Genomic DNA, 20848 nt, shown 5'->3' with positions numbered 1-20848 from the left:
AAATGCAGATAAACGAATTATACAAAGAAAAAGTACTAAAAATATTTGATGAAGCATGCATTAAACTCACTTCAGAAGAAAAAGAAAGTATTGAATATGCTGATTTTGGCTTATCTAATATAAACGAAGAAGCTTTAAATTTACTTGTATATGTGAATGAGGATAGATATTGCGCTAAAGAGATGGTGCTATTGCCGAACCAAACTTGTCCTGAACACAGCCATCCTAATATAAATGAAAAAAAGGGGAAAAAAGAAACTTTTCGATGTAGGTGGGGAAAGGCCTTATTATATGTGGAAGGAGATTCTACTGAACAGAAGAATACCAAAGCTAATATCCCGACCGAAAATAAAAAGTATTATACTGCAAGCAAGGAAATCGAATTAATCCCTGGCGAACAATATACAATAGAGCCGAATACTAAGCATTGGTTTCAAGCAGGAGACCAGGGAGCAGTGATAAGCGAATTTTCTTCTATGAGTAACGATTCGTCTGATATTTTCACGAACCCTAACATCGTTAGATAACATTAATATGGCCTTAATTTAATTTTAAGGAGTAATGATTATGCAGAAAAACTTTATCAATAATGGTTACCAAGAGAGCATGTCTAACAACTATTTAAATGTAATTAATCCTGCTAATGAAGAAATTATCGATACCATCCCATTAAGTAATATGCAAGATGTAGAGGTCGCTGTGGAAGGAGCTTTTAATTCCCAAAAAGCTTGGGCTAAAGAAACCCCAGCGACACGTGCTAATATTATAAAAAAATTAATTCCTTACATTGAACAAGAAAAAGAAAAGTATGCAAAACTTTATGTTCAAGAACAGGGAAAAACGTATAAGGAAGCATTAGGAGAAATCGAAGGCGGAATTAAATATATTAATTTTATGGTCGATTTTGCCATGAAAAGCGAGGGGAGTGTTTTACCAAGTGAGAATGTAAACGAAACAATAATGTTAGTCAAAAAACCAATAGGGGTAGTAGCTGGTATTATTCCCTGGAATGCACCATTCTACATTCTAATGAGAAAAGCCATCCCTGCGCTAGTAGCTGGGTGCTCTATAGTAATCAAGCCAAGTGAAGAGACACCGTTATTAACATTGAAATTCGCCGAGCTTATGCAAAGAATAAATTTACCTTCAGGTCTTTTTCAGGTTATAGCAGGTACAGGGAAAGAAGTAGGAAGAGCTTTAGCAGAACATCCTAAAATCGCAATGGTTTCTCTTACTGGAGGAGTACCCGCCGGTAAAGATGTGATGAAAGCTTCTTCTAATTCTATTAAGCGAATAAATTTAGAATTAGGGGGGAAAGCCCCAGCTATAGTCAGTCGCTATGCTAATGTTGAACTTGCTGCTAAATACATTGTAGAAGCAAGAATTAATAATAGCGGTCAAGTCTGCACTTGTCCTGAAAGATTATATGTTCATGAAGATGTCTACGAAAAATTTCTACACGTGCTTGAAGAAAAAATGAAACAAATCGTTATAGGTGATCCTTTAGATGAGAAGTCTGACATGGGGACTTTGATAAATAAAAACCAATTAGAACATGTTGAAGAATTAGTAGAAAGCGCGATTCGTGAAGGAGCAGAAGTTCTGTGTGGGGGGAAGCGCATTAACAATAATGGTGGGTTTTTCTACGAGCCAACTATAATAACTAACGTTGAACAACACATGAAAATAATACGTAAAGAAATTTTTGGTCCAGTCTTACCAATTATAAAATTTAATAATTTTGATCAAGTATTAGAGATGGCTAACGATTCTGATTATGGTCTTTCCTCGTATATTTTTACAGATAATTATACCGAAGCTTTTCGAGCCATGAATGAAATGAATTTTGGAGAAGTATATGTTAACTGTGAGGCAGAAGAGTCAATGAATGGTTATCATTCTGGTTGGAGACAATCCGGCGATGGGGGGACAGATGGAATTCATGGATATGAAGAATTTTTAAAAACTACTGTGGGATACTTTCGGTATGGCGAAGAATAATAATATTATCTGAAGCTAGACAATATTTCGAATGAAAATTCGCCATTTATAATACTTTCAAAGACACCTCAGGGATACTGGTCCATCAGCGTTGCCACGACGGCACCGGGAAAGCCAACAGATACCGGCTCTTACGTTCTGTGAATGTAACCAGACAGCCTTTACTTTTACCATGAGAGGACACGATGGTGTCCATTTCCCAATGCCCGAAGGTGCGGGGCATCCACCATGTTCGGACGTTTGTCGATGCATCGGCCGATCGTAAAACGACCGTAGGTTTCTCGCACCTTCTTTCGTTTGCCTTTCTGATGGAGGCAGCGCAGGCCCCCTTGGCCTAGCAATCCCCTGTACAGCAGCCATCGGTAAATGGCCCGGCACCCCACCGGCGCATCCGGGGCAAACCGGGCAATTTGTTCGGGCGACCAGGCGGCATGAAGATGACTAATGAGGGCCTGAAGCAATTCAGGTGTGACTTTGCCTTTTTGCCCCCAGGCCTTCTGTCGTTAATGATAGGCTTCCTGCTCCCGATTAGTCTGATAAGTATCGGAAGATGTCTAGCGTCGGCGTTCACGAGAAATGGTCGATGGGTGTCGGCTCGGGAAGGCCGCAATCCACTGGATGGACTAACGGAGGCTCGCGTTAGAGCCTCTATTTGTCCGCGTTCGATCATGTTTAAGATGAAAGTAGCTCACGATATCCCACCGTATGAGTGTTTGGTCGTACTTTCATTTCATACTGGGATACCATGGGTGTTTTTTATTTTTTATGTGTTGCGCTTAATATTAAAATTCAAGAAAACAAAAAACTGCCGACCCTCTCTAAAAAAATAGAGATTTTGTCGACAGCCTGCGAGATGGAACCATTAGTTCTATCTCTTTTGTTTAGTACTATTCAATTGAAATAGTTGCTCTGTTTAAAGCCAGTTTCTCTTAGGCTTATATCCGGAGTTTTGAAGGAAATCTTGTTCAACATCACCAGGGATTGGCTTCATAGTAAGATCTTTCTCCAAAGCTGTTACATGCATTTTTGCTGTATACTCCAATGTTTGTAGAGCCATTCTTGCTTCCTTTAAATTCTGATCGTATACAATGATGCCGTGATTTTCGAGAAGCATAATGTTCGTTGATGCTGCTTTTTCTTTTACTGCTTTGGCTAATTCCTTGCTCCCTGGGTGATAATAAGGGATTCGTTCGATCCGTTCCAGGTAATACATAGCCTCCACAAAATAATTCGACGGAAGCTCAATATCTGAGCAGGCGATGATAGTACTATAAAAGGGGGAGGCGTGAAGAATAGCTCCCACGTCTTCCCGTTGTTCATAAATACCTTGATGCATAATATACTCTTTGGAAGGTTTCTTTCCGCTTGTATGGCCTTCCTTTGAGCATAGAGAAAAATCTTCCATTTCCATGTTTCCAAGCACTGTTCCGCTCGCTGACACGTAAAAGTGTTGATCGTCGATGCGAGCGCTGATATTACCAGCAGTCCCCCAAACTAACTCGTTTTCCCGCATGAAATTTCCCGTCTGATGTAGATCATTCACAATGTTAAGATGGTCCATGAATTAATCTCCTCCATTTAGTAAATTAAGTAATCCCGTGGATAAAGCGGGGATAAAGATAATCAGTAAAAGCGTTAATACGACGGCGATATAAAACGGAACCATTCCTCGAGTAATTTGGTCTAAGCGCAATTTGGCAATGCGACCAGCAACGAATAAATTTAACCCGAGTGGCGGAGTGATCATACCGATGGCGAGGGTGACAATCATGGTAATGCCGAAATGAACAGGGTTAATGCCTAATTCGATTGCTACTGGAGCAAGGATGGGAGCTAAAATAATGATAGAGGCATTTGTTTCCATAAACATCCCTACAATAAGCAGTAGCACCACAATAATTAATAGAAATACGGCCGGATTACTTGATATGGCCGTAAAGAATTGAGCTACCTGCTGGGGCACATTTTCAATAGTTAAAATCCAACTGAACAACCCGGCGCTTGCAATAATAAACATAATCGTGGCTGTCGTCGTTGTTGCCTGCTGCAATACCTGGCCAATATTTCGAAGATGAATTGACCGATAGAAAACCGTACTTACAATAAATGCATAAGCGACCGCTACCCCCGCTGCTTCAGTAGCGGTGAAAATTCCTGTATAAATACCACCAAGAATAATCACGGGCATGATCAATGCAGGGATAGTTTGAATAAAAGCCTTTCGCAATTCCCTAGAAGTCGTTTTAGCTTCACGTAAATAATTACGTTTTTTTGAAATAATGATGACGGTAATGATTAATCCCATTCCTATCACAAGCCCAGGGACGATACCTGCGATAAACAAGTCGCCAATCGATGTACCGGCTGCTACTCCATATAATATTAATGGAATACTTGGAGGGATAATAATCCCTAACGTTCCAGATACCGCTTGGACGCTGCCAGCATAACTTTTATGGTATCCTCGCTTAATCATAGCTGGTATAAGTATAGAACCTAAAGCAGCAGTAGCAGCAATGCTGGAACCGGAAATAGCGGCAAAAAACATGGTAGTCACGACGGTAACGATAGCTAGTCCGCCTGATAGATGACCCGTTAAGGCATTAGCTAGATTAATTAACCGTTGAGAAATGCCGCCGTATTCCATAATGACCCCAGCTAGCATAAACAAGGGAATAGCAAGCAAAGGAAAAGAATCCAAGGACACAAAAGCTCGTTGGGCTAAAACCAATAGTGGTGTATCGCCTTCGAATAACAAGGCAATACATGAAGCGAGACCGAGAGAAATTGCTACGGGCACGCCTAATAAGAACAAGAAAATGAGTGAGATGAATAGAGCTGTAATCATTTATTTTGTTTCTCCCTTCATACTAGTGTCTTCCTCTTTTTGGGGAGGGTTAATAAAACTGTAGATAGCATTCAATAGCATAAGGAAGGAACCAATGGGAATTGCCGCGTACGCCCATGCGATGGAAAAGCGAAGCGTTGGGGTAGCTTGATCGAGTACTGTAATGGTTAAGACGAAACCAAAATAGGTAAGTATAATGAAAAAGATACTGGAAATGATTAGAACGAGGCCATTAAGTCTTCGGTTGTTTGCAGGACTCACCATTTCTGTCAAAAAATCAATAGCGATATGTTGCCGATTTTTCACCGCTAAGGCTGAACCAAGAAAGACAATGTAAATCATTAAATACTTTGATATTTCTTCCGACCAGGCAAGTGGATAATCGATAACAAAACGTGTGATTACTTGAAAAAAAACCAATACGGCTAACGCAATAAACATGATAGAAACGACATATTTCAACAATAGATTAATACCTTCCATGAATTTTTCAAACCCTTTCATATGTACACCTCCCTACTCTCTCATTGATTGAATATTTTCGTATAATTCTGGACCATACTTTTCTGCCAGTCGTTCATTTGAAGGTTGAACACGTTCTTTGAATGGTTCTTGATCAACTTCAATAATTTCCATTCCCGCTTCTTCCATGGTTTCATACGCTTCAGTTGTTTGTTGCTGCACTAACTCATTTTGATAAATTCGTGCTTCTTTAGCAGCTTCTTTTACGGCTTGTTGTTCAGAAGCATTCAATTTTTCGTAGGTTTTGTCACTCATTAGCAATTGCACGTATCCATACACATGCTCTGTTTTCATTAAATAATTTTGGACTTCCTGCAGTTGGGAATTCGTGATAAAAGAAGGAGGGTTTTCTTGAGCATCAATAACTCCTGTTTGAAGAGAAGAATAAACTTCACTAAAGTTCATTGGAGTAGGATTTGCCCCCATCGCTTCCCATCCATCTACAGAAGCCTCGATATTGGGAACGCGAATTTTTAATCCATTTAAATCTTCTGGGGTGTTTATTTCATTATTGGCTGTTAACTGGCGAGGTGCCCGGACAAAGAATTCTAACCCACGCACATCAGTAGCTTCTAACGTATTTTCCTGCAGTTCTTTCCCACCAGATCCATATAAAAACTGTTCTAAGTGATCAGAATCTTCAAATAAATATGGGAGCTCTAATACCGCATAAGGATCATAGAAGTTGGACATCACCCCTGCTACTAAGGCAAAATCTGTAGAACCTATCTGCATGCCTTCGACTAAATCACGATCGGAGCCAAGAGTGGAACTAGGATACAGATCTACTTCTACGGTCCCGTCGGTTTTTTCTTCCACGAGTTCAGCAAATCTTTCTGAAGCTAAATGCCAGGCATGGTCTTCGCTTTGAATATGTCCCAGCCTTAAGGTAGTTTTTGAATCCGCTTTCACATCATTCGAAGGGGAATTGCCCGCTGAAGAGCACCCCATAATGAAAACCATCAAGCAAGACATGAACACGATCATCAACGGTTTAATTGTACTCACGTAATTCCCTCCTATTCATTAAAACGCACTAAAACTTTAATAGATTCATCTTCTTTCTTATCTACCATTCGAAACCCTTCAGCAGACTGAGCAGTTGTCAAGTAATGCGAGATTACTTTATCAACTGGAATCTGTTTTTGTTTAATAATTTCTACTGCGCGTTCTGTATCTGGACGGTTGTACGTCATACAGCCAATAATTTCCTTTTCTTTTTGCTGAACCTCTTCGATATCGACTTCCTGTGGTCCATGAAACATAGCGACAGTAATAACTTTTCCACCTTTTTTTAAGAGCTTAAGGCTCTCGTTGATAATGCCGGGCACTCCAGCTGTTACTAATACTTTATCGAAGGGGCCTCCGATTTCTTTTTTAGCTGCTGTAACCCAGTCACTGTTATTTTTTATATTTAACGTTTTTTGTGCTCCTAGCTGGGAGGCAGTATTTAAAGAATAATCGAACACATCTGTAATCAATGTAGCTTCTGCGCCTTCAGCTTGCACAGCGGCTAATGTTAACAGTCCAATAGGGCCGGCCCCCAAAATGGCTACCCGGTCTTTCGGTTGAATACTGGCTTTCTTTGCAGCGTGAACGCCAACGGCCAAGGGTTCCACCAATACTCCTTCTTCATAACTGACGTTGTCTGGGAGGGGAATAACAATAGATTCAGGGGAGACAAAATAATCAGCCATTGTTCCAAGCCAATCTTTCATACCGGGAGCCAGGCGCTCATCGGAATAGTTCACATTTTCTGTCATTTCCCCTTCACTTTCGCCTGTACCTAGCTGAGGCTCAACAGTCACTCGGTCGCCGACGGAGACATGAGTGACTTTTTCACCAATTTCAACAACCTCTCCACTGACCTCATGTCCGATCACCACTGGTGGTTTCCTAAATGGATGAAGGCCTTTATACGTATGAATATCGGAACCACAAATTCCTGCGACGGCGACTTTGATTAGGACTTCGTTTTCTTTGATTTTTGGTTTCTCAATGTCTTTTATTTCTATTTTTTCAGCGTCTTCGACAAATACAGCTTTCATTTTGTTGATCTCCTCCATTATTTATAAAGCATAGATTTAGACTCTTGAAGATGTTCACGCATAATATCTGCACTCTCCTGCTTATAGTGAGAAAGAGCGTCAAACAACTTTAAATGGTCTTCATAAAACTTCTGCACACGTTTTGGTTCTTTCCTAAGATGTCGTAGTGTAATCCTACGCAAATGGTCTTGATAATTCAGCAATATCCGTGTGATTTCTTGATTGTCAGCCATTTCACTTATTAATAAATGAAACTCATGATCGAGATTTGCAAACGCTTTGACATCTAGATTGTTTACGACTTCTTTCGTACGTTCAATATTTTTCTGCAGTTGTTCTAACTGCTTTTCATTAATACGATCGTAGATTTGCTCACAGTTAAAAGTCTCTAAAGCAATTCGCAAATTATAAATGTTATTAATTTTTTCTGCAGACAAGTCGTAGATAAGAATCCCTTGTTTAGAAGTAACGCTTAAAAACCCTTCAGCTTCAAGACGTGTGAGCGCACTTTTTATAGGTGTCTTGCTCATTCCAAGATCATTAATTAGCGTTCGTTCAGAAAGGACTTCTCCTGGCTTATATTGTTCATCAATAATTTTTTCTTTAATCGATTCATAAGCAACATCTTTCAAAAGCATGATTCATTCCCCCGGTTAGTGATTGATTTGGTTATCATTTTCCCGCGAGGAAGACGTTTTCAAAAAAGTACTGGCCACCAAGTTGTCCGCTCTTAAGAGCCACTTCGATGCCGTTAAAACGCTCATCCTCAGAATAAGCATGGCATAACGGGGCTCCGGGAGCAATCGAGGTTAACACCTCTAGTCCATAAATGCTAAGTTGAGAGGTAACAAAACCGGAAGTGTCTCCTCCTGAAACAACAAGCCGATTCGTATTACTGTTATCCATTAAATATTTTGTCCATTCGCCTAATTTTTTTCCTATATGGATGCCGATGTCGTCTGAGGCTATCCCGTTATTAAGCAGTACATCCTTTGTTTGTTGAATAGATATATCATTGACACCGCGGGCGGAATAAAGAACGACTTTAGAATTTTGGTTTAAGACATGCAAAACGTCATCCAGAAAATCGGTTGGTATATTATTTTCCAAAAATAACTTCGGTGGCACCTGAATCATATGAAAACCTGAAGCTTCTGCTTCTTCCAGCTGTTGCTCCGTCACAGCTGAAACGCTTCCAGAAATAACTAAAATCTGCTCCGTCGACTGGGGTTGGAGTTCTTCCGAGGCTACTAGTTCTGTTGTATGCCGCCACTGCTCGGCAAGGGCAAATTCTACTCCCGAAGAGCCTATAACAAACTGTGGACGTTCGGATTGGGTTAATAGATAATTGGCAAAGTAATGCATATGCTTGTTTTCCAAAGCATCAAATATCGTAATATCGTCTTCCTGTAGAGAAGACAAAGAAGCTTCTTCCTCATATTCCATGTCCAAAACAGTAACATTTCCAATCGTTTGATTTGTTTGTTGCTGCAGGTGACGGGCTAAACTTGCTTCATGCATTGGCGTAACGGGATGTTTAGACATGACTGGATGGCGGTCCAATCGATACACACTATCTTGAAATTTCGCAAAGTGATCACCAAAAACGGTGAAGCGCCCAAGATCCGGAGTAGCAACTAATACCGGAAAAGTTCCTGAAAAATACTCTCTAGCTAAATCGCTTACAAAACCGATGCTTCCAATTTCCAAAGAAGAATCAAAAGTAGAGCATATTTTGTAGTGAACGATTTGTGGATGCAATTTCTGAAATAATCGCCAAACGGGCTTTAATTCTTTTTCTATTTCTTCTTTCTTTTTCGCTCTAGCTGTGCCGGCTATGCCAACACACTGAACGTCTTGAAACTCTTGGAGCCGTTCCTCGCTAGGTACCTCCAAGAATAAAATCGTACGTAATCCAAATCGATGCAGGGCTTCCATGGCATCTGTAGATCCTGTGAAATCATCCCCATAGAAAGAGATTAAAAGATTTTGCATTCACTTACTCCTTTTAACTTATTATAAATCTAACTTAGATCTAAGTAGAATCTAAAAAAATAGTAACATCTTATGAATACCCTTTCAACTTTTTTCTGATTTTAAATTATTTATATCATTTTACTTTTACAAATTAACTTAAAGGATATTATCGGAAGTGAGTTCCGATTTTATTGGCGTCGACTATTCTTTATACCTCTATGATGGCATTTGTACTATCATAGAGGTATAGATAATCTCATAGGAATGGATGCACCAACGATGGCATATGGCGTACAAGCATTAGGAAATGTCCCTGTGTTCGAAGATTGGCTTTTCGATGCCGCGGACACAGGAATGGCAACAACGAGGACGCCATGGCGTCTGGGGGAAAACGTCAGACCAATATATCCGGCAGCGGGCGATTCTCGAATATAACCCGTACCCGTCGGAAAAAGATCAGACGAGTAGAGATGCCGTACCGCAATCGATTAAACAAGTGTATCGATATCCCGAGCTAGAAGAACTTTACCGCTGGGGAATTGATGGGACTAGAATGGGGAATCACCGTTTGTTATTTGTCATTCATGAAGAACACAAAGTGTTGCTGCTGCATCATTTTGATAAGACGTATAACGGCGCGATTCGACGGCCGGACATTCTCTCAGCCGAACAGTGTTACGACACTTATGGTGCAAATCTTTCTGAATAAACACGTGTAAAACAAAGGAGGTGGTCGGAGTGAGTAAGGCATTCGATGATTATCAGGAAACGGTTGGGAAAGCGCACATTGATCGGTTAAAGCAGAAGGCAGCTCTCGCGGCGACCATCAAAACCGAACGCCAACGTCAAGATCTTTCCCAACAGGAGTTGGCAGATGCGATTGGCAAACCAAAATCTACGATTGGACGTATTGAATCGGGAATCACGATACCTCGAGTGGACACGCTCCTAGCAATTGCTCAGGTGCTTCACATTACGTTTTCTCTTGGTGAGGCGTCTACAGACAACAATGACAAGGTTTCATTATAAGTAACAAGAGACGGAGCATGGTATCGAAACCTTCATGCTCCGTCTTTGCATACATTAAAATAGATTTCATTTGTAAGAATTAATTGTTATAACGATAGATAGCAAATATATGTAATAATCTTTTAAGGGACCGTCAATAATTTTGTGTAAACGGCTCCTGTCCTTTTCCAGCCGTAAAGTTACCCCTGTGGTTGAAACATGTCTTCCAATTGGTGTTGGGCTTGGGCGAAGCCCAGGTGGCAGCGGGTGGAGAACTTTTGATTATACGCGTCGAACCGGCTGACCAAAAACCGTTCGATGGACGCTTCATTCGGAAACTGTTCTTTGCGTTTGACGTATTTTTTCAGCTGCTTGTTGAACGATTCGATGAGGTTGGTGGAATACAGACTCCGCCAGATGGCGGAAGGAAAATCATAAAAGGTGAGTAATGTGGGGTGCTCGTCGAGCACCCGGCGGATCGATGGATACCGGGAGGACCAAGCTGCGATAAACGCCTCGAGGGCCTGGGACGCTTCCTCCCGGCTGTTGGCCCGGTACACGGTTTTGAAATCGGCACAGACCGCCGCACGATCCTGCACCCGGACTTTGCGGGCAAGGGTGCGGGAAACATGCACACAGCACGTTTGGTGGCGGGCTTCCGGATACACGGCATGGATCGCATCCGTCATGCCTGCCAATCCATCGGACACAACCAGAAGCACCTCTTCGAGGCCTCGCCCCTGAAGATCCTCGAGAAGTTCCTGCCAGTTCCCCGAGGATTCGGTCGGAGCCAGCAGGTACGCCAGGACTTCTTTGGAGCCGTCTTCCTGGATCCCGACCGCGATATACACGGCTTCTTTAGCCACCGTGTCCCGTTTTAACGCAATAAACGTGGCGTCCAGATAGATACAGGCATAGCGTTTCGCCAGCGGCCGGCGTCGAAAGGCATCCACCTCTGCTTCCATCGTCTGGGTCATGTTGGAAATGGTTTGCGGCGTATAATGATGGCCGTACATGCGTTCCAGGAGATCGGCGATCTCCGAGGTGGTGACGCCCTTGTGGTACATATGCATCACAAACGCTTCCAGCGTGTCGTTCGTCCGTTTATACGGCGCGACCGTCTGTTGGTGAAAGTCTCCGTTCCGGTCGCGAGGAATCGCCAGCGACAGCTCTCCAAATTCGGTTTTCAGCGTGCGTTCGTACGTGCCGTTGCGGGAATTGCCGGAACCAATGCCGGAGGCATCGTATTTTTCGTAATCCAGAAAGGACGTTAATTCGGTTTGAAGCAGCTGGTTGACGGCCTGTTCCAGATGAGATCGGAAGATCTCGTTAACATCCTGATGTTGGACTAGAGCGTGAGCAATATCTGTAGTAAAATTATTCATAGGGAAGTCCTCTTTTCTGTGAATGTGGTCGGCTAACTTCATTCTACTAGAAAAGGACTTCCTTTTTTCGTGCTCGCTCGTTTACACAAAATATTTTACGCTCTCTCTTTTAAAGAGCGAGGGGAGAAGATGAATACATTAGAATTTTTAGTTTCTATCATTGATACTATTATCTGGCCACTGGTGATAGTAATATTTATGTTCATATTCAAAAAACCTTTAAGTGAAGTTATATCACGATTAAGTTCTATTGAATTTAAGGGGTGGGCAAAGCTCAATATTGCTCCAAAGTTATGGAAAGTTGAACATTCTTTACGTATAGCAAAGCCTTCTTTCTCAAACAAGGCATATCAAATGCAAATAAATAATGAACGTCCTATATCAAACATGGAAGAAGCCGTGGCCATTGTAGCTCAACAGTCTTCGAGAACGGCTATTTTGATGGTTTGGCAAGAAGTTGAAAAAGAATTATATGCTATTAATTCAGAGAGTAAAATTAGTAATGACTTTTCTAATTATACGAAGTCTTTACAAGATACGAAGAACATAGATAGTAACATTCTAGAAGCGCTTAATAATTTAAAGGAAATTCGTGACGAAGCAGCCGATCAACCTAAGGCTTCGATAGATTACTCAGAGACGATGCAGTATTATAAATTAGCAAAAAAGGTTACTAATGCACTACGAAAAACAAATGTTAAGTGTGAGGAATTATCTATTCTTCTTTAGAAAAGACCACTGGTTCAAGACAGTGGTCGAATTTCAAACTTTGGTTTTATGTCATTGGTATCCATAAACCCCTTAAGTGCTAAAGGCACAATATCATTATCAAAGATTGATTGTTAAGGTTATTTGTTATTGATAGTAAACAGAGATGTTTCTTAAACTAATATAAGAAACATCTCTGTTTTGTTCTATCTTTGAAACCGTGAAAAGTTCGTCAAAAATTTGAGGGTCAAAACCAGTTTTTACATGGGCTATGCTTTATCCTGGGCAGTTTCATATGTCTCCATCCGTTGAGGTTCCTGATGATCATTATTAAGCGTAAGGAACGAGAAGAGGACGAAGACAGTGACCACCGACCCAAGAATATAGAAGGTCGTTTCATAGCTCGTTAAATCATAGACGTAGCCCACGAGCCCTGAAAATAGAATGACGCCTAATTCGCTGGAGACCTTAAAGCCGACCAGATACACGGTAGCGGAAAGTCGTACGTCGAAATTGGCGGTAATATACTTAAACACAGCGATCAGCAACAACGGAAGCTCGACGGCATGGAGCATCTTCATGAACGAAATCCCAACGCCACTGGTAACGGTGGCCGAACCAAGAATGCGGAAGGCCATAATACTTCCAGCTAGGACGAGGGAGCGTTTGATCCCTATTTTGTTAACAATAAATGGAGCTAAAAAGAGAAATATGGCTTCGACAAAGACCTGGGCTGAATTTAAAAATCCGTAAATGGTGTTTCCCTGGTCTTGATTAGCAAATAGCTCCACAAAGTACACCGGAAACAGCTGCTGATCGTACACGGTATAAATGCAAACGGTTCCAAACAAATAAATTAACAAGAACCAAAAGACTTTATTGGTAAATAAGAATCGAAGGTCTTTCTTTGAAATATTCGTGGTTTGTTTTTGTTCCTTGGTCGAAATGTCGACCTTAAAGAAAAGATTCAATGCTAAAAATAACACTCCAGCCGCCGAAGCCAGCCAAAAATTGATGTGAGGATTGATGCTCATCAGGGCTCCGGCTCCGAGCGCAGCGACCGCATAGCCTAATGACCCCCACATACGGGATTTTCCGAACTCAAAATCGTATTTCCGGCTCAACTTTTCGGTGTACGATTCTAAAAATCCGGCCCCTGCCACAAACCCAGCGCCTAGATAAATAGCCCCTAATACAGCTCCCAGGTAAAACGATGATAATAGTAACGGTTCATAGACATAGATGACAAAGGGAGCGATGCCGACCAACAATATACTCTGGAACCAAACGAGGTTTTTTTTGATTCCCAGTTTGTCCTGAAGCAGCCCATAGCCAATCATAAATAGAAGGGCAAAAAACGAATTAAACGAATAGATATTGCCAACCTGAGTACCGGATAGGCCCAAGGAATTGTTGAGCCATATCGCATAAAAGGACCACCAGATCGACCAGGTCACGAAAAATAGAAACAAATACCCTGATGAAAACCAATACTTGCTGTTTTGGAATGTATTCATGTGTTGCATACTCCTTTAGATGGGATGGAAAGACGAATAGACCCTTTTACCTTAACGTAACGATACTTGCTGTTAGTTTAACGACGTATGCTGATCGTTCCATATGGATACACGGTCGGTAATATTTACGTTGTCTAACACAAGTGCTTGATCTTTGGAGAAGACTTCCAGACGGGAGAGTGTACCCTTCGGAAAGAGTAAGGTCGTCGAAACACTCAGGCCGTCATTGATAAACAATTCGATGGATGCATGGTCAAGCAGGCAATGAACCTTTTCCACCTTCCATTGGTGCAGAGAACCGGTATGTTTGCCTGGGAAGTGAGAGGAAAAGTCGGTCATGCCTTCTCTCCGGTGCACCGTGTAGGTATGCTGGGATTCATCAAATTCCACCGTAAATCGTTCTTCCAAGTCACTAATGAAATGCATTCCCCAACCAGTACTGCTATTCTTTGCTCCTACAACCAGTTGAATGTCCGAGAGCGGACTTATATCGAAAGCGGTAACATCATTGGTTGGCACCAGCCTCTGGCTCCCGGCCATGGGGTTTTGTTCGTCCCATAAATCATTAGGTAAAATAGGCGTCTGTTTTAATACGTATGTGTTGTTCCCCTGTTGAAGCGAGAGCCGACGAACCATACTCATCGAACTGCGCCAAGGAGAGACGGGAACTTTCCCCGCGTACTGCCAGTTGTTCATCCATCCGATCCAGTACCTGGCTGTGGTATTTTCCCATGAAACAGCAGCATAAAAATCGGTACCTTCGTCTGCCCATTTGATGGCGTCTGTTGGCGCTTCATTAGCGTGAAATTGAACCCCATCAAAATCGCCGGTGAAATATTGAACGGCAGAGCCGCCGTTAGGCCCCCCATCGTTGATGCTCACGATAAGGACCCACTGTTGGGCGTCAGTCGATTCCACCGTTAAAGGAAAAAGGTCCGGGCATTCCCATACGCCCACGTGAGAACCATACTCCTGGCCAAAGGAAGATTGGTACGTCCAGTCAATGAGATTGGGGGAATGATAGAATTGAATGTGATCGCCGCAGGCCAAGGCCATGATCCACTTTTGGGTCTCTTCATGCCAAAATACTTTGGGATCCCGAAAGTCCTTGATGGTTTGATTCTCCATCACAGGGTTATGTTTGTATTTTTGCCATGTACGTCCGCGATCCTCGCTGTATGCAATGCTTTGCTGTTGAGTAGCACCATCCTGCGTATAAATGGCTACCATTCCTCCAGAGTCCTGTTGAAATAATCCACTGCTGTTCTCCTTATCGACGACAGCTCCTCCGGAAAAAATAGTGCCGAGTTCGTCCGGCTCCAACGCGACAGGTAGTTCTTTCCAATGAGTAAGATCCCGGCTGACTGCATGCCCCCAATGCATATGGGCGTGGTCGTTTCCGTACGGGTTGTATTGATAAAACAAATGATATTCTCCCTCGAAATAGACTAAACCGTTAGGATCATTCATCCAATTCCGAGCTGGGGAATAATGTAATTCAGGTCGCCATTTTTCTTGATAACGCATTTTCTAATCACCCTTTTTGATTAATTTAAAAATTAAGAAGTTAAGAAACATTATTAAATGAAGCAACCATTTATGTCAACCCGTTGACATAAATGGTTGCTTCATTTACACTTTTGAGAAATCGTTTTCATACAAGGAGGGAAAACATTTGAAAAAATTCTCACTGTTTAGTAGTTTACTATTTTGTGCTGTTTTAGTTGGTTGTAATAATGAAACATCCAATTCAGGAAGTTCTGATGAAAATATTGAAATATGGGTGCATATGTCTGAAGAATCCGATGAAGGGCAAGTAATTCAAAATACTATAGACCAGTTCAATCAAAAACATCAAGGAGAATACAATGCAGTTGTTGAGTTCATTCCTCGTAGTGGAGGGGGAGGGGGCTATGAAGATAAAGTAAACGCGGCTGTTTCTACAAATACCTTGCCTGACGTTTTAACACTAGATGGACCTAATACGGCAGCGTATGCCGAATCAGACATCATTGCACCTATCGGCAAGTACATCAAACAAAAAGACGATTTTTATCAAAGTGTTATTGAACAAGGGACTTATAAGGGTAAACTTTATGCTATTGGATATTCAGAATCTGGTGTTGGTATTTATTATAATAAAGAAATGTTTGCCGAAGCTGGAATTCAAGAGGATGAAATAGCTACGATTCAAGATCCATGGACTTGGGATGAATTTATGGCCAAAAGTAAAATGTTAAAAGAAGAGTTCAGTCAGCCCGCGATTGATATGGGCTTGAATGACCAAAGTGAATGGTTAATGTATGCTTTTACACCTTTTTTATGGTCAAACAATGGGAACGTTCTTTCCAATGAGAATAATGCTATAGGTGCTTTTAACAGCGAAGAGTCTTTAGAAACCATGAAATTTCTACAAACTATGTTAGATAAAAACTACACTACCATATCCCCAACGGAAAATGCTTTTCAAACAGGGGAATATCCAATGCTCATGAGTGGCTCTTGGACCATCCAACAGCTCGAATCTAGTTATCCTGATATTGATTATGGCATTATGCCTTATCCCGTTTCTCCAAGAACGAAAGAATTAGTTTCTCCTACGGGAAGTTGGCAGTACGCTATGGCAGAAACCTCGGATAATGAACAAGGGGCTAGCACATTAATACAACATTTAACCTCAACAAAAGCGATTGCTGATGTCAGCATTGGTAATAGTGTTCTGCCTTCTAGATATTCTTCCACTGAAGTGGTTAAAGGCAAAATACCTCAGCCACTGGAAGTACTAATCGAGCAGAATGAAAATTCTGGACAACCCCGACCAGTAGTGCCTACTTACCCTCAAGTATCTAGATCCTTTCAACAAACGATTACCGGTTTAACATACTATGAAGAAGAGAATTTGCAACAATTATTGGACGAAAAAGCTCAACAGATGCAAACAGCCATCGATAGACGATAAATATAATTATTAGGAGAGGAGATAAAGAATGAAGAATCTTTCGGTAAATCTACAGCCTTATTATTTTTTAATACCAGCGCTAGTATTATTAGGCACGTTTTTATTTCTTCCTCTTATTTTTACATTTTATTATGCGTTTACTGATTATTATTTGCTGAATCCTAGTGAACGTCAATTTGTTGGACTAGATAACTTTAAGCAAATTTTTAATGATCCTGTGTTATTAGCAAGTTTGAGAAATATTAGCCTTTTCGTGCTCTTAATTATCCCTATTCAAATAGGGACAGCTCTAGGACTTGCTTTGTTGGTAAATAAAAAACGTAAAGGCAATATTTTTATTAAAGTCGCCTTCTTTTCCCCAGTGGTTATGTCATTAGTAGTAATTTCCGTTTTATGGTTGTATCTATTAAATCCTTCGGATGGACTTATAAACTCGATGTTGCAATATGTTGGCATTGAGCCTCAGCCCTTTTTAACGAGTCCCAATCAAGCCCTTGTAACTATTGTTATTGTTTCCGCGTGGCAAGGGGCTGGTTATCAAATGTTAATATTTTTAGCTGGATTACAAAATATTTCTTCTGATGTTTATGAAGCTTCAATTATAGATGGAGCAACGAAATGGCAGACGTTTTTCAAGATCACATTACCTTTATTAAAACCGACTTCTACATTAATACTATTCACTACACTGATAGCTGCCTTTAAGTTATTTATACAACCAATGATTATGACTCAAGGAGGGCCGTTGAATGCCACGATGACGCCTCTCTATTATATTTACCAAACTGGATTTACAGATCGACTAGTTGGATATGTAAGTGCTATAACTGTCATTTTCGCTATTATTATAGCTATTGTGTCTTATGTGCAGCGCAAATTCTTTAGCGAGGAGGAAATGTAGTAAATGAAAAGAAAAAATGTAAAAATTTTATTTGAATATATATTTTTAATTTTTTTATCCTTGCTTTTTATTTTTCCTCTTTTTTGGATGATATCTTCGTCATTAAAACCAGAAGCCAACATCTACCAAGATTTAGATAGTTTAAAAGCTTTATTACCCTCGCTCCACCCTGGAGATTGGCTTAATGCCTATCAAGAACTGTTTGCTAGATTTAACATTGTTCGTTACCTATTAAATAGTATTTTGTATGCTGCAGTGGTTACAACAGGTTCTATTATTATAAACGGTATGGCTGGTTACGCTTTTTCGAAATTCACCTTTAAAGGCAAGCATCTACTATTTAGTTTACTTTTAGCTTTATTGATTATTCCAGCAGAAACAATGATTATTACGCAATTTACAATCGTTCAAAATTTAGGTTTGGTAGATACGCGAATCGCAGTAGTTTTACCTATGATAGCAAATGCATTTTTTATTTATCTTTTTCGAAACTTCTTTACAGCTGTACCAAACTCCGTAATAGAAGCTGCAAAAATTGAAGGAGCTGGGAATTGGAAAATTTTCTGGAAAATTGTAATGCCAATGTCCAAGCCAGCAATTGCTACCGTGGGAACGCTCTCATTTATTGCAAGTTGGAATGATTATATTTGGCCATTAATGATATTGACAGATACAGAAAAGCATCCTTTACAAGTTGCAATCACAAATATTAATTCTACGGAACCCGTACTTACGAACCAAATTATGGCTGTACTAACTATTTCAACTATCCCGTTAATTATTGTATATATAGCAGCGCAAAAATATTTGTTACAGGGGCTGGGGAATTCAGGATCTGGTAATAAATAAAATAATCATAAATATAAAACTTCTATCGCAGGATCAGTCCTGTGATAGAAGTTTTTTCTGATGATTAAAATAAGTTGACTATCTAATAATTCCAATTAGATATAGATTTAACCAGTTTCCCCTTCCTTCACCTTGATAGGTAGAACAATTTCTTGTTTATCGACGCTTTGGTCAATAATTTGTCTTTGAAGTAAATCGACTGATGTTTTTGCAATCAAAAAAATTGGTTGAACAATAGTAGTAAGTTCAGAATATATCGATTGGATTAAATCTGTACCATCATATCCAATAATTTTGAGATCATCCGGAACATTGTATCCCAATTTATTGGCTTCTTGAATAACTTTTATGGCAAGTAAATCATCGCTAGCAAATATTCCATCTACTTCAGGATGTTCTGAAAAGATAAGATGAATGATACGAGTTCTTTCATCTAATGAAATAATTTCAGGAATTTCATAAACAAAAGGTTGAAGATTAAATTCTTTCATTGTGTCTTTATAAGCTTGTGCTCTCAAATTAGCTGGTGTTTGTAAATGTGAAGGTCCATTGATATGAACAATATTTTTGCAACCTTCATATAATAACTGTCTTGTTGCTTTGTTGCCTCCATCATAATTATCAGAGCTAACTACACTAACATTATCTGAAAGATAGTGATCAATCGCGACCGCTGGTAACATGAGTTCATTGTCAACAAGGCCACGATTATAAGTAATAACGATCACCCCATCTACTTGGTTTTTTTGCAGCATTTCCCAATATTTTTGTTCTTTTTGAGATTGGTTAAAGCTGTTGCACAAAAGCACTTTAAACCCTTTCTCTGCGCATATATTTTCAATATGCGAAGCTAATTCTCCATAAAAAGGGTCACTAGTAGAGGGAACGATCAATCCTATTAGATTAGTACGTTGATTATACAATGATCGAGCCAATTCATTTGGTACATAATTGATTTTTTTCATGGCGTTAAATACCTTATCTTTTGTTTGTTGACTTATATATCCTCGATTATTTAATACCCTGGACACAGTAGTAGGTGAGACACCTGCAACATTGGCTACGTCTTGTATTTTTGGTTTCATTCTATTTCTTCTCCCTCTATTTAAATTTCACGTATCGTAATAAAATATAATAAACAATGACTATTATTAAGAATTGAAACTTGTCTCAATATTTTTTAATTTGCTCATATCTTTTCACCAATCGATAAAACGTACTGTTCGACAGCTCTAACCGCCGCATCGCATCTACGGCCTTTATCTTCCCTGCTTTCCATTCTTGATAAGCTTCCTCAAACGCTTCCGTAATCGGCGTTTCGGGGCGACCAAACTTGACTCCTTGGCCCTGGGCGGCATTGATCCCTTCGCGCTGCCGAGTCCGAATGCGCGTCCGTTCTTCTTCCGCCATCCACGAGAGAATCTGCAGCACCAGGTCCACAATGAACGTTTTCATCGTATCGTCCTGCTCTTTGGTATTTAATAATGGCATATCCAGCACCACAATATCACACTGGATCGTTTTGGTAATTTCATTCCATTCCTGCAGAATCTCTTCCTTATTACGACCGAATCGATCCAGCGAATGAATGTACAGCACGTCCCCCTTCCGCAGAATGCGCTTTAACAGTTGGTACTGGTCCCGCTGAAAATTTTTGCCGCTGGCTCGGTCGACAAAGATGTCTCGTTCAACAATGCCAGCTTCTCGCATCGAAGCTAATTGCCGACTTTCATTTTGATCTTTACTGCTCACGCGGATGTATCCATAATTCCGATATTCCATATCGATATACTCCTTTTTTAAATGGATGAAAAAGGAAATAAGGGCGAAAAATCAACTCATAACCTATATGTTCATTATGGCACATATCAAAATCGTTTTCTAGGTGTTTTGATAGGAAAAAACCATGGGTTTGGCCATGATTCGTATATGTATCAAAAAGTGTAAAAAGACGGAAAGGGGGAGAGCAAAAGTGACAATGGAGTCTTTACTAGTTGAAATTATTTATTTATATTATTTCTTTTAAAATCATACCAGCATATGAAAATGAGAGCATAAAATAGTTTGTGTAAACGATCGATCACCAAAAAAGGAAGTCCTTTTCTAGTAGAATGAAGTTACCGAC

At 40.4% G+C, this 20848-nt stretch carries 20 protein-coding genes and 1 pseudogene; 8 read left to right on the top strand and 13 right to left on the bottom strand.

From position 1 onward, the window contains the following. Positions 1-2: 2 nt before the first annotated feature. Together ACTTK7_RS14475 and aldA are read left to right on the top strand one after the other, a co-directional pair. Complete coding sequence (locus ACTTK7_RS14475) at positions 3-527, top strand: D-lyxose/D-mannose family sugar isomerase (protein ID WP_462868790.1); 525 nt, start codon at positions 3-5, stop codon at positions 525-527. Between the two features lie 37 nt (positions 528-564). Beyond that, the gene (gene aldA, locus ACTTK7_RS14470; protein ID WP_462868799.1) at positions 565-2001 is read left to right on the top strand and encodes an aldehyde dehydrogenase; all 1437 of its coding nucleotides are present in this window, start codon (positions 565-567) and stop codon (positions 1999-2001) included. Positions 2002-2110: 109 nt separating this feature from the next. Here aldA and ACTTK7_RS14465 read toward each other — a convergent pair. From ACTTK7_RS14465 to ACTTK7_RS14430, 8 genes and pseudogenes are all read right to left on the bottom strand, one after another. Next, a pseudogene (locus tag ACTTK7_RS14465) lies at positions 2111-2209 on the bottom strand (IS30 family transposase); the annotation flags it as partial. A gap of 705 nt (positions 2210-2914) precedes the next feature. Further along, a complete protein-coding gene (locus ACTTK7_RS14460; RefSeq protein ID WP_462868789.1) occupies positions 2915-3562 on the bottom strand; it encodes a class II aldolase/adducin family protein in 648 nt (215 codons plus the stop codon). A gap of 3 nt (positions 3563-3565) precedes the next feature. Continuing rightward, entirely contained in the window at positions 3566-4849 is a 1284-nt protein-coding gene (locus ACTTK7_RS14455) for a TRAP transporter large permease (RefSeq protein ID WP_462868788.1), read from the bottom strand. Further along, positions 4850-5353 (bottom strand): TRAP transporter small permease, encoded by a 504-nt coding sequence (locus ACTTK7_RS14450; RefSeq protein WP_462868787.1) that lies wholly within the window; start codon positions 5351-5353, stop codon positions 4850-4852. It abuts the gene before it with no gap. A gap of 12 nt (positions 5354-5365) precedes the next feature. Beyond that, positions 5366-6379, bottom strand: a complete 1014-nt coding sequence (locus ACTTK7_RS14445; RefSeq protein ID WP_462868786.1) for a TRAP transporter substrate-binding protein — start codon at positions 6377-6379, stop codon at positions 5366-5368. An 11-nt stretch (positions 6380-6390) separates the two neighbouring features. After that, a complete protein-coding gene (locus ACTTK7_RS14440; RefSeq protein ID WP_462868785.1) occupies positions 6391-7419 on the bottom strand; it encodes a zinc-dependent alcohol dehydrogenase in 1029 nt (342 codons plus the stop codon). Positions 7420-7436: 17 nt separating this feature from the next. Next, positions 7437-8057 (bottom strand): GntR family transcriptional regulator, encoded by a 621-nt coding sequence (locus tag ACTTK7_RS14435; RefSeq protein WP_462868784.1) that lies wholly within the window; start codon positions 8055-8057, stop codon positions 7437-7439. Positions 8058-8091: 34 nt separating this feature from the next. Beyond that, entirely contained in the window at positions 8092-9414 is a 1323-nt protein-coding gene (locus ACTTK7_RS14430; protein ID WP_462868783.1) for a four-carbon acid sugar kinase family protein, read from the bottom strand. A 319-nt stretch (positions 9415-9733) separates the two neighbouring features. Between ACTTK7_RS14430 and ACTTK7_RS14425 the strand changes: the two genes are divergently transcribed. Then, positions 9734-10105 carry a hypothetical protein gene (locus tag ACTTK7_RS14425; RefSeq protein WP_462868781.1) on the top strand — a complete coding sequence of 124 codons (372 nt, stop codon included), beginning with the start codon at positions 9734-9736 and terminating at the stop codon, positions 10103-10105. A 29-nt stretch (positions 10106-10134) separates the two neighbouring features. Then, on the top strand, positions 10135-10425 hold the full coding sequence (locus tag ACTTK7_RS14420; RefSeq protein WP_462868780.1) for a helix-turn-helix domain-containing protein: 291 nt from the start codon (positions 10135-10137) through the stop codon (positions 10423-10425). 179 nt (positions 10426-10604) lie between these two features. Here the strand turns inward: ACTTK7_RS14420 and ACTTK7_RS14415 are convergent, their stop codons facing one another. After that, positions 10605-11789: an IS256 family transposase gene (locus tag ACTTK7_RS14415; RefSeq protein WP_462868779.1), complete on the bottom strand. Its 1185-nt coding sequence runs from the start codon at positions 11787-11789 to the stop codon at positions 10605-10607. 129 nt (positions 11790-11918) lie between these two features. Here ACTTK7_RS14415 and ACTTK7_RS14410 point away from each other — a divergent pair, with 129 nt between their 5' ends. Beyond that, positions 11919-12518, top strand: coding sequence for a hypothetical protein (locus ACTTK7_RS14410; protein WP_462868778.1), 600 nt, complete (start codon positions 11919-11921; stop codon positions 12516-12518). 248 nt (positions 12519-12766) lie between these two features. On the opposite strand, the gene ACTTK7_RS14405 is transcribed toward ACTTK7_RS14410, so the two are convergent. Then, entirely contained in the window at positions 12767-14014 is a 1248-nt protein-coding gene (locus ACTTK7_RS14405; protein WP_462868777.1) for an oligosaccharide MFS transporter, read from the bottom strand. 72 nt (positions 14015-14086) lie between these two features. Further along, complete coding sequence (locus tag ACTTK7_RS14400; RefSeq protein ID WP_462868776.1) at positions 14087-15541, bottom strand: glycoside hydrolase family 32 protein; 1455 nt, start codon at positions 15539-15541, stop codon at positions 14087-14089. A gap of 148 nt (positions 15542-15689) precedes the next feature. On the opposite strand from ACTTK7_RS14400, the gene ACTTK7_RS14395 reads away from it, so the two are divergent. From ACTTK7_RS14395 to ACTTK7_RS14385, 3 genes are read left to right on the top strand one after another with little or no spacing between them, the layout of a single operon-like run. Next, positions 15690-16973, top strand: coding sequence for an ABC transporter substrate-binding protein (locus tag ACTTK7_RS14395; RefSeq protein ID WP_462868775.1), 1284 nt, complete (start codon positions 15690-15692; stop codon positions 16971-16973). 28 nt (positions 16974-17001) lie between these two features. Then, positions 17002-17874, top strand: a complete 873-nt coding sequence (locus tag ACTTK7_RS14390) for a carbohydrate ABC transporter permease (protein ID WP_462868774.1) — start codon at positions 17002-17004, stop codon at positions 17872-17874. Positions 17875-17877: 3 nt separating this feature from the next. Then, positions 17878-18723, top strand: a complete 846-nt coding sequence (locus ACTTK7_RS14385) for a carbohydrate ABC transporter permease (protein ID WP_462868773.1) — start codon at positions 17878-17880, stop codon at positions 18721-18723. A gap of 107 nt (positions 18724-18830) precedes the next feature. Here ACTTK7_RS14385 and ACTTK7_RS14380 read toward each other — a convergent pair whose 3' ends face one another. Further along, positions 18831-19808 carry a LacI family DNA-binding transcriptional regulator gene (locus tag ACTTK7_RS14380; RefSeq protein WP_462868772.1) on the bottom strand — a complete coding sequence of 326 codons (978 nt, stop codon included), beginning with the start codon at positions 19806-19808 and terminating at the stop codon, positions 18831-18833. Positions 19809-19893: 85 nt separating this feature from the next. Beyond that, positions 19894-20505 carry a recombinase family protein gene (locus tag ACTTK7_RS14375; protein ID WP_462868771.1) on the bottom strand — a complete coding sequence of 204 codons (612 nt, stop codon included), beginning with the start codon at positions 20503-20505 and terminating at the stop codon, positions 19894-19896. Between the last annotated feature and the right edge of the window lie 343 nt (positions 20506-20848).

Source organism: Marinococcus tarijensis, from assembly GCF_054971385.1.
Note: the sequence above shows the minus strand (reverse complement) of the source record. Positions and strands in the feature narration are given on the sequence as shown.

Excerpts from the sequence above, each read along its gene's own strand:
- ACTTK7_RS14475 (WP_462868790.1), top strand. The coding sequence starts at position 3 with ATGCAGATAAACGAATTATACAAAGAAAAAGTACTAAAAATATTTGAT.
- ACTTK7_RS14460 (WP_462868789.1), bottom strand. The coding sequence starts at position 3,562 with ATGGACCATCTTAACATTGTGAATGATCTACATCAGACGGGAAATTTC.
- ACTTK7_RS14455 (WP_462868788.1), bottom strand. The coding sequence starts at position 4,849 with ATGATTACAGCTCTATTCATCTCACTCATTTTCTTGTTCTTATTAGGC.
- ACTTK7_RS14450 (WP_462868787.1), bottom strand. The coding sequence starts at position 5,353 with ATGAAAGGGTTTGAAAAATTCATGGAAGGTATTAATCTATTGTTGAAA.
- ACTTK7_RS14440 (WP_462868785.1), bottom strand. The coding sequence starts at position 7,419 with ATGAAAGCTGTATTTGTCGAAGACGCTGAAAAAATAGAAATAAAAGAC.
- ACTTK7_RS14435 (WP_462868784.1), bottom strand. The coding sequence starts at position 8,057 with ATGCTTTTGAAAGATGTTGCTTATGAATCGATTAAAGAAAAAATTATT.
- ACTTK7_RS14430 (WP_462868783.1), bottom strand. The coding sequence starts at position 9,414 with ATGCAAAATCTTTTAATCTCTTTCTATGGGGATGATTTCACAGGATCT.
- ACTTK7_RS14425 (WP_462868781.1), top strand. The coding sequence starts at position 9,734 with ATGCCGCGGACACAGGAATGGCAACAACGAGGACGCCATGGCGTCTGG.
- ACTTK7_RS14415 (WP_462868779.1), bottom strand. The coding sequence starts at position 11,789 with ATGAATAATTTTACTACAGATATTGCTCACGCTCTAGTCCAACATCAG.
- ACTTK7_RS14410 (WP_462868778.1), top strand. The coding sequence starts at position 11,919 with ATGAATACATTAGAATTTTTAGTTTCTATCATTGATACTATTATCTGG.
- ACTTK7_RS14405 (WP_462868777.1), bottom strand. The coding sequence starts at position 14,014 with ATGAATACATTCCAAAACAGCAAGTATTGGTTTTCATCAGGGTATTTG.
- ACTTK7_RS14400 (WP_462868776.1), bottom strand. The coding sequence starts at position 15,541 with ATGCGTTATCAAGAAAAATGGCGACCTGAATTACATTATTCCCCAGCT.
- ACTTK7_RS14390 (WP_462868774.1), top strand. The coding sequence starts at position 17,002 with ATGAAGAATCTTTCGGTAAATCTACAGCCTTATTATTTTTTAATACCA.
- ACTTK7_RS14385 (WP_462868773.1), top strand. The coding sequence starts at position 17,878 with ATGAAAAGAAAAAATGTAAAAATTTTATTTGAATATATATTTTTAATT.
- ACTTK7_RS14380 (WP_462868772.1), bottom strand. The coding sequence starts at position 19,808 with ATGAAACCAAAAATACAAGACGTAGCCAATGTTGCAGGTGTCTCACCT.
- ACTTK7_RS14375 (WP_462868771.1), bottom strand. The coding sequence starts at position 20,505 with ATGGAATATCGGAATTATGGATACATCCGCGTGAGCAGTAAAGATCAA.